We start from the raw sequence: 14,252 nt of genomic DNA, 5'->3' as shown, positions 1-14,252 counted from the left end.
GCGGCGATCCGATTGCCGGCGATGCGCCGCGCGGGCGGCGCTCGATCTTGAGGGCACTAAAGAACTATCGCCATGCACCTGGAAGCCACGACCAGGTTTCCTGCCAGGCAACAATCCTTGCCAGCCTCACCCCCGCGCCAACTGCCGCCGCAGTTCCGCCAGCACTGGCGCGGTGTCCGGGCGAACCCCACGCCAGATAAAGAACGCCTCCGCCGCCTGCTCGGCGAGCATCCCCAGCCCATCCAGCACCTTGCCCGCACCATGCTCTGCGGCCCACACGCAGAACGGCGTCGGCTCCTTGCCGTACATCATGTCGTAGCAGAGGGTCTGGCCCGGCACGATCAGGCTCGGGTCGATCGGCGGCAATTCGCCTGCGAGGCTGGCGGAGGTGGCGTTGATGATCAGGTCCACCGGCTCCTTCAACCATCCGAAGCCGCTGGCAGCCACGGGGCCGAGGTCGGCGAATTCGCGGGCGAGTTGCTCGGCCTTTTCCACGGTGCGGTTGGCGATCACCAGCGAGGCCGGGTTATGCGCCAGCAGCGGCTCGAGCACGCCGCGCACCGCGCCGCCGGCACCGAGCAGGAGGATGCGCTTGCCGGCCAGTTCGACCCCGGCATTGACCGTGAGGTCGTGAACCAGGCCGGCGCCGTCGGTGTTGTCACCCTGCAGGCTGCCGTCGGCCAGCTTGCTCAGGGTGTTCACCGCGCCAGCGCGGCGCGCGCGCGGGGTGAGGCTGTCGACCATGCGGAAGGCTTCTTCCTTGAACGGCACGGTGACGTTGGCCCCCAGGCCTTGCTTGAAGAAGCCCTGGGCGCAAGCCGTGAAGTCGTCGAGGGGCGCCAGCAGGGTGTCGTATTCCAGTTCTTCGCCGGTCTGGGCGGCGAACAGCCGGTGGATCAACGGCGACTTGCTGTGGCCGATCGGGTTGCCGAATACAACGTACTGGTCCATACACGCGCTTCCTGGATCACGCCCGGCGGCCGGGCAAACGGGGTGTGCACAATGGGCTCAGTGCCCGCTGTTGTCCAGACCCAGCCAGTCGCGATCCTGCAGGAAGTACTCGGTCAGGCGCGCCTCGGCACTGCCCGGTTGCGGCTTCCAGTCATAGCCCCAGCGCACCTGCGGCGGCAGGGACATGAGGATGGATTCGGTACGACCGCCCGATTGCAGGCCGAACAGGGTGCCGCGGTCGTAGACCAGGTTGAACTCGACATAGCGGCCACGGCGGAATTCCTGGAATTCGCGCTGCTCGGCGGTGTACGGCTCGGCCTTGCGGCGCTGGACGATCGGCAGGTAGGCGTCGATGTAGGCGTCGCCGATGGCGCGGATGAAGGCGAAGCAGGTGTCGAAGTCCCACTCGTTCAGGTCGTCGAAGAACAGGCCGCCGATACCGCGCGGCTCACCGCGATGCTTGAGGTGGAAGTAGCGGTCGCACCAGGCCTTATAGCGCGGGTAGACGTCAGCACCGAACGGCGCGCAGGCCTGCTCGGCGACCCGGTGCCAGTGGATGCAGTCTTCTTCATTGCCGTAGTACGGGGTCAGGTCGAAGCCGCCGCCGAACCACCACACCGCTTCCTCGCCTTCCTTCTCGGCGATGAAGAAGCGCACGTTGGCGTGGGAGGTCGGCACATGCGGGTTGTGCGGGTGGATCACCAGCGACACGCCGAGGGCTTCGAAGCCGCGGCCGGCCAGTTCCGGGCGGTGAGCACTGGCCGACGGGGGCAGGCCGTTGCCGAACACGTGGGAGAAGTTGACGCCGCCTTTCTCGATGACCGTGCCGTCGCCGATCACCCGGGTCCGCCCGCCGCCGCCGGCTTCGCGGGTCCAGGCGTCCTCGACGAAACGGGCGCCGCCGTCCTCGTTTTCCAGGGCGGCGCAAATCCGGTCTTGCAGGTCGAGCAGGTAGGCCTTCACGGCCTCGGTGCGGCTAGTCATCGGGTCACCTTGCAGCGGGTAGGGGGGCCGACCCAGGCGGACCGGCGCAAAATTCGGCGCACAGCATACCACCGTGCATGTGCCCTCCGTAGTTGACGGCGATCAAGCAAAAGGCGTCCGATAGCCGCTTTCCCCCGATGTCTCAGGAGAGTGCAAATGGCCCAGCGTATCCAGTTCAGCCAGCATGGCGGCCCCGAGGTGCTGACCTTGGTCGAGTTCGAACCGACCACCCCGGCGCCCGGCCAGGTTCGCGTACGCAACCACGCAATCGGTGTGAACTTCATCGATACCTATTTCCGCGGTGGCCTGTATTCGCCGCCGTCGCTGCCATCCGGCCTGGGTACCGAAGGTGCCGGGGTGGTCGAGGCGGTGGGCGAGGGCGTCAGCCGCTTCAAGGCGGGCGACCGCGTGGCCTATGCCGGCGGCCCGCTGGGTGCCTATAGCCAGGTGCATACCTTGCCGGCGGATAACCTGGTGGCGCTGCCGCAGGCGGTCAGCTTCGAAGACGCTGCGGCGGTGATGCTCAAGGGCCTGACCGTGCAGTACCTGCTGCGCCAGACCTACGACGTGCAGCCGGGCGAGATCATCCTGTTCCATGCGGCGGCGGGTGGTGTGGGCTCGCTGGCCTGCCAGTGGGCCAAGGCCATCGGTGCCAAATTGATCGGTACCGTGAGTTCGGCGGAAAAGGCCGAGCGGGCCAAGGCCCTGGGTGCCTGGGCGACCATCGACTACAGCCATGAAGACGTGGCCCAGCGCGTGCTGGAACTGACCGACGGCAAGAAGTGCAAGGTGGTGTATGACGGCGTGGGTCAGGACACCTGGCTGACCTCGCTGGACTGCCTGGCGCCGCGCGGGCTGATGGTGAGTTTTGGTAATGCCTCGGGGGCGGTGACCGGGGTCAACCTGGGGATCCTGGCGCAGAAGGGTTCGCTGTACGTGACCCGGCCGACCCTGGCGAGTTATGCCAATAACGCGGAAAACACTCAGAAGATGGCCGACGAGCTGTTTGCGATGATCGCCAGTGGCAAGGTCAAGGTGGATATCCAGCAGCGTTATCCGCTGGCTGAGGCGGCTGCGGCGCAGATCGAGCTGTCGGCGCGGCGGACGGTGGGGTCGACTGTGTTGATTCCCTGATTTTTTGCGGTGGGGCTGATGGCCTCATCGCTGGCAAGCCAGCTCCCCCAGGGCCGGTGTATGCAGTACCTGTGGGAGCTGGCTTGCCAGCGATAGGGCCATCAGCCCCAACGAAGATCAGCCTGCCCGAACCACATCCCCAGTGGCCAGGTCGCGAATCACACTCGGATTCCTGCGCCCACCCAGCGCCCCACCCAGCACCAGATCCAGCTGGCCATGGAAATACTGCTCCACCCGCAGCCGGCTCTTCGCCGCCGGGCGCCCGGCCGGGTTGGCGGAAGTCGATACCAGCGGCCCGACCAGCGAGCACAGGTCGCGCACCAGCGGGTGATCGCTGACCCGCAGCGCCACGGTGTCATGCACCCCGGTGATCCACTCCGGCAGCAGTCCCTGGTGCGGCACCAGCCAGGTGTTCGGCCCGGGCCAGGTGCTGCTCATGCGGTCGATCCAGACGTCCGGGAAGTCTTCGAAGAGAAAGTCGAACTGGCGGATATTGTCGGCAATCAGGATCAGGCCCTTGTTCACCGAGCGCGATTTCAGCGCCAGCAGGCGGTCCACCGCTTCTTCGTTCCATGGGTCACAGCCCAGGCCCCAGACCGCTTCGGTCGGATAGGCGATGACCGCTCCGGCCCGGATTTCCCGCGCGGCTTGTTGCGCACGCCAACTGTTCACCATTTGTGTCACTCCGCTTGTAGGCTGGTGCGCAGTTTACTTAGCCGGAGCGGGCAAACCAACGCCCGGCTTCATTGCACACCCGGCCGTCCAGCTCCAGGTCGGTGAGCGCCGCCAGTACCTTGGCCAGCGGTTGACCGCTGGACAGGGCCAGGGCCTCGCTGGTCTGCGGCGCAGCGATCAGCAAGGCGAGCAATGGATGCGCCGGTTTATCCACAGGCGCGGGCGACAGGTTCTGCCAGCCGCGCAGGCTTTCGAGGATCTGTTCGATGCTTTCCACCAGCAGGGCGCCATCGCGGATCAACTGGTGACAGCCCTTGGCTCCGGGATGGTGGATCGAGCCGGGAATGGCGAAGACCTCGCGCCCTTGCTCCGCCGCCAGGCGCGCGGTGATCAGCGAGCCGCTGGCAAGACTGGCCTCGACCACCAGCACCCCCAGGGACAAACCACTGATGATGCGATTGCGGCGGGGAAAGTTGCCAGGCAACGGGCCAGCATCGAGGGGAAACTCGGAAACCAGGGCACTGCCTTGTTGCAGCATTTGACGTGCCAGGCTGCGGTGCCGCTGTGGATAAAGTTTTTCCAGACCGGTGCCGAGCACGCCGATGGTCGCCCCGCCGACCTCGATTGCCGCTTGATGTGCGGCGCCATCGATGCCCAGGGCCAGGCCGCTGGTGATGACAAACCCGGCCTTGGCCAGGCTCCGGGAAAACCCGGCGGCGGTACTCAAGGCAGGCGGCGTGGCACGGCGGCTACCGATGATCGCCAGTTGCGGTTTATCCACAAGCGCGGGGTTGCCGGCGACGAACAGCAGGGGCGGTGGGTCGGGGATTTCTGCAAGCAGCGCTGGGTAGGCGGGGTCGTCCCACATCAGCAAATGCTGGCCGGGATGCTCTAGCCAGCGCATTGCAGCGGCAGCACCGTCGCGCACTGCGGCGCTGCGCCGGGACTCGTGGGCCGCCTGCGGCAGACCCAGCGCCAGCCAGGCCGAGGCCGGGGCACTGAGCGCCGACGAGGCACTGCCAAAGGCCTCGATCAATTTGCAGAAGCGTCGCGAGCCGACCTCGGGCAAGCGTTGCAAGCGCAGACGCGCTTCCAGTTCGGCGGGCGGACAGGTGGGAAATTCAGCGCAAGACATAAGACCATCCTTGATCTTGTGGCGGCCATCCACATTTCAAAACCTGTGGATAACTCTGTTGATAATACTTTGACAACTCTCGTCGAAAGCCGGTTTTCCAACCCTAGCCGACCTTTTCACAGGTGCCGAATGCGCCGAATCCCTTTATTATGTGCGTTCATGTTTGTCACCCAACGCACAGTGCAGCTCATACGCCTATGGCCATTCTGAACATCCTCGAATTCCCGGACCCGCGCCTTCGCACCATCGCCAAACCGGTGACGGAAGTGGACGACGCCATCCGCCAGTTGGTGGATGACATGTTTGAAACCATGTACGACGCCCCGGGCATCGGCCTCGCCGCCACCCAGGTCAACGTGCACAAGCGCGTGGTGGTCATGGACCTCAGCGAAGATCGCAGCGAGCCGCGGGTGTTCATCAACCCCGAGCTGGAAGAACTGACCAACGACATGGGCCAGTATCAGGAAGGCTGCCTGTCGGTGCCGGGCTTCTACGAGAACGTCGACCGTCCGCTGCAAGTCCGGGTCAAGGCCCTGGACCGCGACGGCAAGCCCTACGAGCTGATCGCCGAAGGCCTGCTGGCCGTGTGCATCCAGCACGAGTGCGACCACCTCAACGGCAAGCTGTTCGTCGATTACCTGTCCACGCTCAAACGCGACCGCATCAAGAAGAAGCTGGAAAAGCAGCACCGCCAGCAAGCTTGATCCTCCTCACTCCTGAAGGCTTGCTCCGGCAAGCCTTTTTCTTTTAAGCGAGCACTGCATGCGCATCGTCTTCGCGGGCACCCCCGAGTTTGCCGCCGAACACCTCAAGGCCCTGCTGGCCAGCCAGCACGAAATCATCGCCGTCTACACCCAGCCGGACCGCCCGGCCGGTCGCGGGCAGAAGCTGATGCCGAGCCCGGTCAAGCAATTGGCTGTGGATAACGGCATCCCGGTGCTGCAACCGCCGACCCTGCGCAACGCCGAGGCCCAGGCCGAACTGGCGGCGCTGGCGCCGGACCTGATGGTGGTGGTGGCCTACGGCCTGATCCTGCCGCAAGTGGTGCTGGATATTCCCAAACACGGCTGCATCAACAGCCACGCCTCGCTGCTGCCACGCTGGCGTGGTGCCGCGCCGATCCAGCGCGCGGTAGAAGCCGGCGATGCAGAAAGCGGCGTGACCGTGATGCGCATGGAAGCCGGCCTCGACACCGGGCCGATGCTGCTCAAGGTCAGCACCCCGATCAGCGCCGATGACACCGGCGGCAGCCTGCATGACCGTCTCGCCGAACTCGGCCCGCCCGCTGTACTCGAGGCCATTGCCGGCCTCGACGCCGGCACCCTGCAAGGCGAAGTGCAGGATGATGCCCTGGCCACTTATGCACACAAGCTGAACAAGGACGAAGCGCGCCTGGACTGGAGCCGCCCGGCCGATGAGCTGGAACGCCTGGTACGCGCCTTCAACCCGTGGCCGATCTGCCACAGCACCCTCAGTGGCGAAGCGTTAAAAGTGCTTGCCGCCAAGACCGCCGAAGGCAAGGGCGCGCCAGGTGAAATCCTCTCCGCCAGCAAGGACGGCCTGATCGTCGCCTGTGGTGACGGCGCGCTGTGCCTGACCCGCCTGCAACTGCCCGGCGGCAAGGCGCTGAACTTCAGCGACCTGTTCAACAGCCGCCGCGAGAAATTCGCCAGCGGCACGGTGCTCGGCCAATGAACCCGCGTCTGGCTGCCGCCCGCGCCCTTGCTGCCGTGCTCAGCGGCAAGGCTTCGCTGAACAGTTCCCTGCCGGCGCAACTGGACAAGGTCGAGGCCCGCGACCGCGGCCTGACCCAGGACCTCGCCTTCGGTACCGCACGTTGGCAGCCGCGCCTGTCGGCCCTGGCCGAGCGCCTGCTGCAAAAGCCGTTCAAAAGTGCCGATGCCGATGTGAATGCGTTGATGCTGGTGGGTCTGTATCAACTGTTCTACACCCGCGTGCCCGAGCACGCCGCCATCGGCGAGACCGTGGGCTGCGCCGACAAGCTGAAGAAGCCGTGGGCCAAGGGCCTGCTCAACGCCGTGTTGCGCCGCGCCCAGCGCGAGGGCAACGAGCTGCTGGCGGAAATGGAGCGCGACCCCGTGGTGCGCACCGCCCACCCGCGCTGGTTGCAGAAGTCGCTGAAGGCCTTCTGGCCGGAGCAGTGGGAAGCCATCTGCGCGGCCAACAATGCCCATCCGCCAATGATCCTGCGGGTCAACCGCCGCCATCACAGCCGCGACGCCTACCTCGATCTGCTGCGCCAGGCCGGCATCGAAGCCGCGCCGTGCCAGTACAGCCGCGACGGCATCCTCCTCGCCGAAGCCAAGGACGTGCGTGATCTGCCCGGCTTCGCCGAAGGCTGGATCAGCGTGCAGGACGAAGCCGCGCAACTGGCCGCCGACCTGCTCGAACTGGCTCCCGGCCAACGGGTGCTGGACGCCTGCTGCGCCCCCGGCGGCAAGACCTGCCACCTGCTCGAAGCCGAGCCGAAACTGGCCGGCGTGGTCGCCATCGACCTGGAAGCCAAGCGCCTGACCCGCGTGCGCGAGAACCTCGACCGCCTCGGCCTCGACGCCCAGTTGATCGCCTGCGACGCCCGCGACACCGCCAGTTGGTGGGACGGCAAGGGCTTCCAGCGCATCCTCCTCGACGCGCCGTGCTCGGCCACCGGGGTGATCCGCCGTCATCCGGACATCAAGCTGACCCGCCAGGCCGACGATATCGCCGCCCTCGCCAGCCTCCAGGGCGAACTGCTCGACGCCCTGTGGCCGACCCTCGAAGTCGGCGGCATGCTGCTCTACGCCACCTGCTCGACCCTGCCCACGGAAAACACCGAGGTGATCGCGGCGTTCCTTGCCCGCACCCCCGGCGCCCGCGAGCTGGACCTGGCCACCGACGCCGGCATCCGCCAGCCCCACGGTCGCCAGTTGCTCGCCCAGGAGGGCGGGCATGATGGTTTCTACTACGCCAAGCTGATCAAGATCGCCGCCGCACGCGGTCAATAAGAATAGGGAAGGGGACAGCGGATGAAGATCATCATCCTCGGCGCGGGGCAGGTCGGCGGCACGCTGGCCGAACACCTGGCCAGCGAAGCCAACGACATCACCGTGGTCGACACCGATGGCGACCGCCTGCGCGATCTTGGCGATCGCCTGGATATCCGCACCGTCCAGGGCCGGGGCTCGTTCCCGACCATCCTGCGCCAGGCCGGCGCTGACGATGCCGACATGCTGGTGGCGGTGACCAACAGCGACGAGACCAACATGGTCGCCTGCCAGGTGGCCTACACCCTGTTCCACACCCCGACCAAGATCGCCCGGGTGCGCGAGTCGGCCTACCTGACCCGCGCCGGCCTGTTCGACAACGAAGCCATCCCGGTGGACGTGCTGATCAGCCCGGAACAGGTGGTGACCCACTACATCAAGCGCCTGATCGAACAGCCCGGCGCCCTGCAGGTGATCGACTTCGCCGAGGGCAAGGCGCAACTGGTGGCGGTCAAGGCCTACTACGGCGGCCCGCTGGTGGGCCAGCAACTGCGCCAGATCCGCGCGCACATGCCCAACGTCGATACCCGCGTGGCGGCGATCTTCCGCCGTGACCGGCCGATCCTGCCGCAGGGCGATACGGTGATCGAGGCCGACGACGAAGTGTTCTTCATCGCCGCCAAGGAAGACATCCGCGCGGTGATGGGCGAGCTGCGCCGCCTCGACGAAACCAACAAGCGCGTGGTGATCGCCGGTGGCGGGCAGATCGGCGAGCGCCTGGCCGAGGCCATCGAAAGCCGTTACCAGGTGAAGATCATCGAGATGAACGCGGCGCGCTGCCGTTACCTCTCGGACAACCTCGACAGCACCGTGGTCTTGCAGGGCAGCGCCTCGGACCGCGACCTGTTGCTGGAAGAGAACATCGCCGACGCCGACATCTTCCTGGCCCTGACCAACGACGACGAAGCCAACATCATGTCGTCGCTGCTGGCCAAGCGCCTGGGCGCGCGCAAGGTGATGACCATCATCAACAACCCGGCCTACGTCGACCTGGTGCAAGGCGGCGAGATCGATATCGCCATCAGTCCGCAGCTGGCCACCATCGGCACCCTGCTGGCCCACGTGCGCCGTGGCGATATCGTCAGCGTGCACTCGCTGCGCCGGGGTGCGGCGGAAGCCATCGAGGTGATCGCCCGGGGCGATGCCAAGTCGAGCAAGGTGGTGGACAAGGCCATCGAAGACATCAACGTGCCGCCGGGCACCACCATTGGCGCGATCATCCGCGACGAGAAAGTGCTGATCGCCCACGACGACACGGTGATCCGCAGTGGCGACCACGTGATCCTGTTCGTTGTGGATAAAAAGTACATCCGCGATGTGGAGAAGCTGTTCCACGTCGGCCTGACGTTCTTCTAAGGAGCGACACCATGCGCGAATCGCTGGAAAAGATGCTGGCCAAGGGTGTGGATAACCCGTTGCTGCGCTTTGGCCTGGGCAAGTCGTGGCTGGATGAAGGCAATGGCGCAGAGGCGGCGGTGCATCTGGCGCGGTGCGTGGAGCTGGATCCGAAGTATTCGGCGGCGTGGAAGCTGCTGGGCAAGGCCTGGGTGGCGGCTGGGGATAACTCGGCGGCGCGGGAGGCCTGGGAGCGGGGGATCGCGGCGGCTCAGGCCCATGGAGACAAACAGGCCGAGAAGGAGATGGCGGTGTTTCTGAAGAAGCTGGACAAGGCCGGTAACTGAGTTGAATTCATCGCTGGCAAGCCAGCTCCCACAAGGTCCGCGTCGCACGCAATACCTGTGGGAGCTGGCTTGCCAGCGATGAGGCCCTTAGTACCAGCGAGCTTCGCCAGCCGGGCGCTTCTTGAAGCGCTTCATGCTCCACATGTACTGGCTCGGATAGGCCCGCACATACTTTTCCACAACCTGGCTCATGGCCGCTGCCGAGGTTTCAGTGTCGGTGCTGTACATCGCTTCCGGCGCCGCTTCGAGGATCACCTTGAAGCCACTGCCATCCGGCAGGCGCAGGGCATGCAGGAACACCCCCACCGCCTTGCCGCCCGCCAGCATGTTCGGCACGAACTTGCTGGTCAGCGCTTTCGTGCCCAGGAACGGCACGAAGATCCCCGCCGATTCCGCCGGCTCCGGATCCGCCGGAATGCCCACCTGACCACCCTTGCGCACTTCCTTGATGATGCTGAGGATGCCTTCCTTGGTCGACGGCGCAACGCGGTTGCCCAGTTGCACACGCTGCTCGCGCAGCAGGTCGTCCACCGCCTTGAGCTTCGGCGGGCGGTAGAAAATGATCGGTTTGCACTGGCTGCAATAGAAGTGGTTGAGCACTTCCCAGTTGCCCAGATGGCTGGTGATGCCGACCACACCCTTGCCCGAGGCCAGGGCTTCCTGCAGCACTTCCAGGCCCTCGACTTCGCGCACCAGGTCGATCGAGCGCTGCGCCGGCCAGATCCAGGCGCAGGCGCTTTCGGTGAAGGACTTGCCGATATCCATCAGCGTGCGCCCCACCAGCTTCTCGCGTTCGACCGGGTCCATCTCCGGGAAGCACTTGGCCAGGTTGATGCGCACCACTTCGCGGGAGCTGTTCGGGACTTTCCACATGATCCAGCCGATGGCCGCGCCAACACGCTGCACCGCGCCCCAGGGGAGCTTGGCAAACAGTCGCAGCGCCCCGACCATCAAGGCGCCCTTGAATTTATCCACAGGCAGGTTCCTCCATTCACAAGCCGGGCATTGTAACCGTCAGCGCAGCAGGGCGGCGTATCGATCGCAATCGGTGGTGTGGTCCATGACCATGCCGGTGGCCTGCATGAAGGCGTAGCAGATGGTCGGGCCGACGAAGGTGAAGCCGGCTTTCTGCAGGGCCTTGCTCATCGCCTTGGCTTCGTCGGTGACCGCTGGCACGTCACCTCGGCCCGCGAAATGATTGATCTTCGGCGCGCCGCCGACGAAGGACCAGAGCAGCGCCGCCGGGTCTTCCAGCGCCAGCCAGGCCCGCGCATTGCGCCGCGCGGCGTTGAGCTTGAGGCGGTTGCGGATGATGCCGGGGTCGAGCATGCGCTCTTCGATTTCCTCGTCGCTCATCTCGGCCAGCCGTTGCGGATCGAAGCCGAACAGCACCTCGCGATAACGCTGGCGTTTCTTCAACACCGTGATCCACGAAAGTCCGGCCTGGAACCCTTCGAGCAAAAGCATCTCGAATAGCTGCCCCGGGTCGCGTTGCGGCGTGCCCCACTCGTGGTCGTGATAAGCCTGGTACAGCGGATCGTCGGTACACCAAAAGCAACGTGGCATAAAGCACCATGGGTAGAGGCCGGGGCGAATCGGGTTATACTCCCGCTCTTTATATTCGCAGCCCTAGAAACAGGTGAATTTCGTGAGCCAGCCTACGCCAGCCGTGCGTACCTTCCAAGACTTGATCCTCGCGCTCCAGCAGTACTGGGCCGAGCAAGGTTGTGTGGTGCTTCAGCCCTACGATATGGAAGTGGGCGCCGGCACTTTTCATACCGCCACGTTTCTGCGCGCCGTAGGCCCTGAGACCTGGAACGCCGCCTATGTCCAGCCAAGCCGCCGTCCGGGCGATGGCCGCTACGGCGAAAACCCCAACCGCCTGCAGCACTACTATCAGTTCCAGGTGGTCCTGAAGCCGAACCCGGCGAACTTCCAGGAACTGTACCTGGGCTCGCTGAAGGCCATCGGTCTCGACCCGCTGGTTCACGACATCCGTTTCGTCGAAGACAACTGGGAATCGCCGACCCTCGGCGCCTGGGGCCTGGGCTGGGAAATCTGGCTCAACGGCATGGAAGTCACCCAGTTCACCTACTTCCAGCAGGTCGGCGGCATCGAGTGCCTGCCGGTCACCGGCGAGATCACCTACGGTCTCGAGCGCCTGGCCATGTACCTGCAGGGCGTCGACTCGGTGTATGACCTGGTGTGGACCGACGGTCCGTTCGGCAAGGTCACCTACGGCGATGTGTTCCACCAGAACGAAGTGGAGCAGTCGACCTACAACTTCGAGCACGCCAACGTCGAGAAGCTGTTCGAACTGTTCGACTTCTACGAGAGCGAAGCGAACCGCCTGATCGAGCTGGAGCTGCCGCTGCCGACCTACGAAATGGTCCTCAAGGCCTCGCACACCTTCAACCTGCTGGACGCCCGCCGCGCCATCTCGGTAACCGAGCGCCAGCGTTACATCCTGCGCGTGCGCACCCTGGCCCGGGCCGTGGCCCAGAGCTACCTGCAAGCCCGTGCCCGTCTCGGCTTCCCGATGGCGACCCCCGAATTGCGTGATGAAGTGTTGGCCAAGCTGGAGGCTGCGGAATGAGTGCTCAAGATTTCCTGGTTGAACTGGGCACCGAAGAACTGCCACCGAAAGCCCTCGCCCCCCTCGGCGACGCCTTCCTCGCCGGTATCGAGAAAGGCCTGCAGGCCGCCGGCCTGAACTACAGCGACAAGACCGTCTACGCCGCGCCGCGCCGTCTGGCCGTGCTGATCCGCAACCTGGATACCCAGCAGCCGGACCGCAGCATCAACGTGGACGGCCCGCCCCGCCAGGCCGCCTTCGATGCCGAAGGCAACCCGACCCAGGCCGCCCTGGGCTTCGCCAAGAAGTGCGGCGTCGACCTCTCCGAGATCGACCAGAGCGGCGCCAAGCTGCGCTTCTCCCAGCACATCCCGGGCAAGGCCACCGCCAGCCTGCTGCCGACCATCGTCGAAGATTCGCTGAACGACCTGCCGATTCCCAAGCGCATGCGCTGGGGCGCGCGCAAGGAAGAGTTCGTGCGGCCGACCCAGTGGCTGGTGATGCTGCTCGGTGATGAAGTCATCGACTGCACCATCCTCGCCCAGAAAGCCGGTCGCGAATCCCGCGGCCACCGCTTCCACCACCCGGAAAACGTGCGCATCAGCGCCCCGGCCAACTACCAGGAAGACCTGCGCAAGGCCTACGTCCTGGCTGATTTCGCCGAGCGTCGCGAACTGATCGCCAAGCGTACCGCCGAGCTGGCCATGCAGCAGGAAGGCACTGCCATCGTGCCGCCGGCGCTGCTGGACGAAGTGACCGCGCTGGTCGAGTGGCCGGTGCCGCTGGTCTGCTCGTTCGAGGAGCGTTTCCTCGAAGTGCCGCAGGAAGCCCTGATCACCACCATGCAGGACAACCAGAAGTACTTCTGCCTGCTGGACGTCGACGGCAAGCTGCTGCCGCGCTTCATCACCGTGGCCAACGTCGAGAGCCGCGATCCGAAGCAGATCATCGAAGGCAACGAGAAGGTCGTGCGTCCACGCCTGACCGACGCAGAGTTCTTCTTCAAGCAGGACAAGAAGCAGCCGCTGGAAAGCTTCAACGAGCGCCTGCAGAACGTGGTCTTCCAGGCCCAGCTGGGCAGCGTGTTCGACAAGGCCGAGCGGGTTTCCAAGCTGGCCGCGTACATCGCCGGCAAGCTCGGCGGCGACGCCCAGCGCGCGGCGCGCGCCGGCCTGCTGTCGAAGTGCGACCTGGCTACCGAGATGGTCGGCGAATTCCCTGAGATGCAGGGTGTTGCCGGTTACTACTACGCGCTCAACGACGGCGAGCCGGAAGACGTCGCCCTGGCCCTGAACGAGCAGTACATGCCGCGCGGTGCTGGCGCCGAGCTGCCGTCGACCCTGACCGGTGCGGCCGTGGCCATCGCCGACAAGCTCGACACCCTGGTCGGTATCTTCGGCATCGGCATGCTGCCGACCGGCTCCAAGGACCCCTACGCCCTGCGTCGTGCGGCCCTGGGCGTACTGCGCATCCTGATCGAGAAACAACTGGACCTGGACCTGACCGGCGCGGTGACCGTGGCCGTCGAGCAGTTCGGCGCCAAGGTCAAGGCCGCCGGCCTGGCCGACCAGGTGCTGGAGTTCATCTTCGACCGCCTGCGTGCGCGCTACGAAGACGAAGGCATCGACGTTGCCACCTACCTGTCGGTACGTGCCCTGAAGCCGGGTTCGGCCCTGGACTTCGACCAGCGCGTGCAGGCCGTGCAGGCCTTCCGCAAGCTGCCGGAAGCCGAGGCCCTGGCCGCGGTGAACAAGCGCGTGTCGAACCTGCTGAGCAAGTTCGAAGGCACCATCGCCAGCCAGGTCGAACCGAAGTACTTCGACAACGCCAACGAGTTCTCGCTGTACTCGGCGATCCAGCAGGCCGACCAGGCTGTGCAGCCGATGGCTGCCGCACGCCAGTACACCGAGTCGCTGGCCCGTCTGGCCGCCCTGCGCGAGCCGGTGGACGCGTTCTTCGAAGCGGTGATGGTCAATGCCGAGGACGCCAATGTGCGTGCCAACCGTTATGCCCTGCTCAGCCGCCTGCGCGGCCTGTTCCTGGGCGTGGCCGACATCTCGCTGCTGGGGTAA

The 14,252-nt window shown here is 65.5% G+C and carries 14 protein-coding genes; 8 read left to right on the top strand and 6 right to left on the bottom strand.

All coding sequences use genetic code 11. The annotated features are described in order from the left end of the window. Positions 1-126: 126 nt before the first annotated feature. Entirely contained in the window at positions 127-951 is an 825-nt protein-coding gene (aroE, locus tag ACODSK_RS01580) for a shikimate dehydrogenase (protein WP_489013320.1), read from the bottom strand. A 57-nt stretch (positions 952-1,008) separates the two neighbouring features. Next, positions 1,009-1,935, bottom strand: coding sequence for an oxygen-dependent coproporphyrinogen oxidase (gene hemF, locus ACODSK_RS01575; RefSeq protein WP_489013319.1), 927 nt, complete (start codon positions 1,933-1,935; stop codon positions 1,009-1,011). Positions 1,936-2,091: 156 nt separating this feature from the next. Here hemF and ACODSK_RS01570 point away from each other — a divergent pair, with 156 nt between their 5' ends. Next, positions 2,092-3,069, top strand: a complete 978-nt coding sequence (locus ACODSK_RS01570) for an NADPH:quinone reductase (RefSeq protein WP_489013318.1) — start codon at positions 2,092-2,094, stop codon at positions 3,067-3,069. 117 nt (positions 3,070-3,186) lie between these two features. Here ACODSK_RS01570 and tsaC read toward each other — a convergent pair whose 3' ends face one another. Then, complete coding sequence (tsaC, locus tag ACODSK_RS01565) at positions 3,187-3,744, bottom strand: L-threonylcarbamoyladenylate synthase type 1 TsaC (protein WP_489013317.1); 558 nt, start codon at positions 3,742-3,744, stop codon at positions 3,187-3,189. 37 nt (positions 3,745-3,781) lie between these two features. Then, complete coding sequence (dprA, locus tag ACODSK_RS01560; RefSeq protein ID WP_489013315.1) at positions 3,782-4,879, bottom strand: DNA-processing protein DprA; 1,098 nt, start codon at positions 4,877-4,879, stop codon at positions 3,782-3,784. Positions 4,880-5,076: 197 nt separating this feature from the next. On the opposite strand from dprA, the gene def reads away from it, so the two are divergent. The 5 genes from def to ACODSK_RS01535 are packed head-to-tail and all read left to right on the top strand — an operon-like array spanning position 5,077 to position 9,605. Then, entirely contained in the window at positions 5,077-5,583 is a 507-nt protein-coding gene (gene def / locus ACODSK_RS01555; protein WP_489013314.1) for a peptide deformylase, read from the top strand. A 58-nt stretch (positions 5,584-5,641) separates the two neighbouring features. Next, positions 5,642-6,574 (top strand): methionyl-tRNA formyltransferase, encoded by a 933-nt coding sequence (gene fmt / locus ACODSK_RS01550; protein WP_489013312.1) that lies wholly within the window; start codon positions 5,642-5,644, stop codon positions 6,572-6,574. Beyond that, positions 6,571-7,884, top strand: a complete 1,314-nt coding sequence (gene rsmB, locus ACODSK_RS01545) for a 16S rRNA (cytosine(967)-C(5))-methyltransferase RsmB (protein ID WP_489013311.1) — start codon at positions 6,571-6,573, stop codon at positions 7,882-7,884. Before fmt ends, rsmB begins: the two co-directional genes overlap by 4 nt. 21 nt (positions 7,885-7,905) lie before the next feature. Next, positions 7,906-9,279 (top strand): Trk system potassium transporter TrkA, encoded by a 1,374-nt coding sequence (gene trkA / locus ACODSK_RS01540; RefSeq protein ID WP_489013310.1) that lies wholly within the window; start codon positions 7,906-7,908, stop codon positions 9,277-9,279. Positions 9,280-9,290: 11 nt separating this feature from the next. Then, positions 9,291-9,605, top strand: a complete 315-nt coding sequence (locus tag ACODSK_RS01535; protein WP_489013309.1) for a tetratricopeptide repeat protein — start codon at positions 9,291-9,293, stop codon at positions 9,603-9,605. Between the two features lie 87 nt (positions 9,606-9,692). Here the strand turns inward: ACODSK_RS01535 and ACODSK_RS01530 are convergent, their stop codons facing one another. Next, the gene (locus tag ACODSK_RS01530) at positions 9,693-10,580 is read right to left on the bottom strand and encodes a lysophospholipid acyltransferase (RefSeq protein WP_489013308.1); all 888 of its coding nucleotides are present in this window, start codon (positions 10,578-10,580) and stop codon (positions 9,693-9,695) included. Between the two features lie 39 nt (positions 10,581-10,619). Next, positions 10,620-11,171 carry a DNA-3-methyladenine glycosylase I gene (locus ACODSK_RS01525; protein ID WP_489013307.1) on the bottom strand — a complete coding sequence of 184 codons (552 nt, stop codon included), beginning with the start codon at positions 11,169-11,171 and terminating at the stop codon, positions 10,620-10,622. An 82-nt stretch (positions 11,172-11,253) separates the two neighbouring features. Here ACODSK_RS01525 and glyQ point away from each other — a divergent pair, with 82 nt between their 5' ends. Both glyQ and glyS read left to right on the top strand, forming a co-directional pair. Beyond that, entirely contained in the window at positions 11,254-12,201 is a 948-nt protein-coding gene (glyQ, locus tag ACODSK_RS01520) for a glycine--tRNA ligase subunit alpha (RefSeq protein ID WP_009401850.1), read from the top strand. Continuing rightward, positions 12,198-14,252 (top strand): glycine--tRNA ligase subunit beta, encoded by a 2,055-nt coding sequence (gene glyS / locus ACODSK_RS01515; protein WP_489013306.1) that lies wholly within the window; start codon positions 12,198-12,200, stop codon positions 14,250-14,252. Before glyQ ends, glyS begins: the two co-directional genes overlap by 4 nt.

Source organism: Pseudomonas sp. FG98, assembly GCF_057808595.1.
Note: the sequence above shows the minus strand (reverse complement) of the source record. Positions and strands in the feature narration are given on the sequence as shown.

Coding starts and splice junctions, on each gene's coding strand:
- aroE (WP_489013320.1), bottom strand. CDS start 951: ATGGACCAGTACGTTGTATTCGGCAACCCGATCGGCCACAGCAAGTCG.
- hemF (WP_489013319.1), bottom strand. CDS start 1,935: ATGACTAGCCGCACCGAGGCCGTGAAGGCCTACCTGCTCGACCTGCAA.
- ACODSK_RS01570 (WP_489013318.1), top strand. CDS start 2,092: ATGGCCCAGCGTATCCAGTTCAGCCAGCATGGCGGCCCCGAGGTGCTG.
- tsaC (WP_489013317.1), bottom strand. CDS start 3,744: ATGGTGAACAGTTGGCGTGCGCAACAAGCCGCGCGGGAAATCCGGGCC.
- dprA (WP_489013315.1), bottom strand. CDS start 4,879: ATGTCTTGCGCTGAATTTCCCACCTGTCCGCCCGCCGAACTGGAAGCG.
- def (WP_489013314.1), top strand. CDS start 5,077: ATGGCCATTCTGAACATCCTCGAATTCCCGGACCCGCGCCTTCGCACC.
- fmt (WP_489013312.1), top strand. CDS start 5,642: ATGCGCATCGTCTTCGCGGGCACCCCCGAGTTTGCCGCCGAACACCTC.
- rsmB (WP_489013311.1), top strand. CDS start 6,571: ATGAACCCGCGTCTGGCTGCCGCCCGCGCCCTTGCTGCCGTGCTCAGC.
- trkA (WP_489013310.1), top strand. CDS start 7,906: ATGAAGATCATCATCCTCGGCGCGGGGCAGGTCGGCGGCACGCTGGCC.
- ACODSK_RS01535 (WP_489013309.1), top strand. CDS start 9,291: ATGCGCGAATCGCTGGAAAAGATGCTGGCCAAGGGTGTGGATAACCCG.
- ACODSK_RS01525 (WP_489013307.1), bottom strand. CDS start 11,171: ATGCCACGTTGCTTTTGGTGTACCGACGATCCGCTGTACCAGGCTTAT.
- glyS (WP_489013306.1), top strand. CDS start 12,198: ATGAGTGCTCAAGATTTCCTGGTTGAACTGGGCACCGAAGAACTGCCA.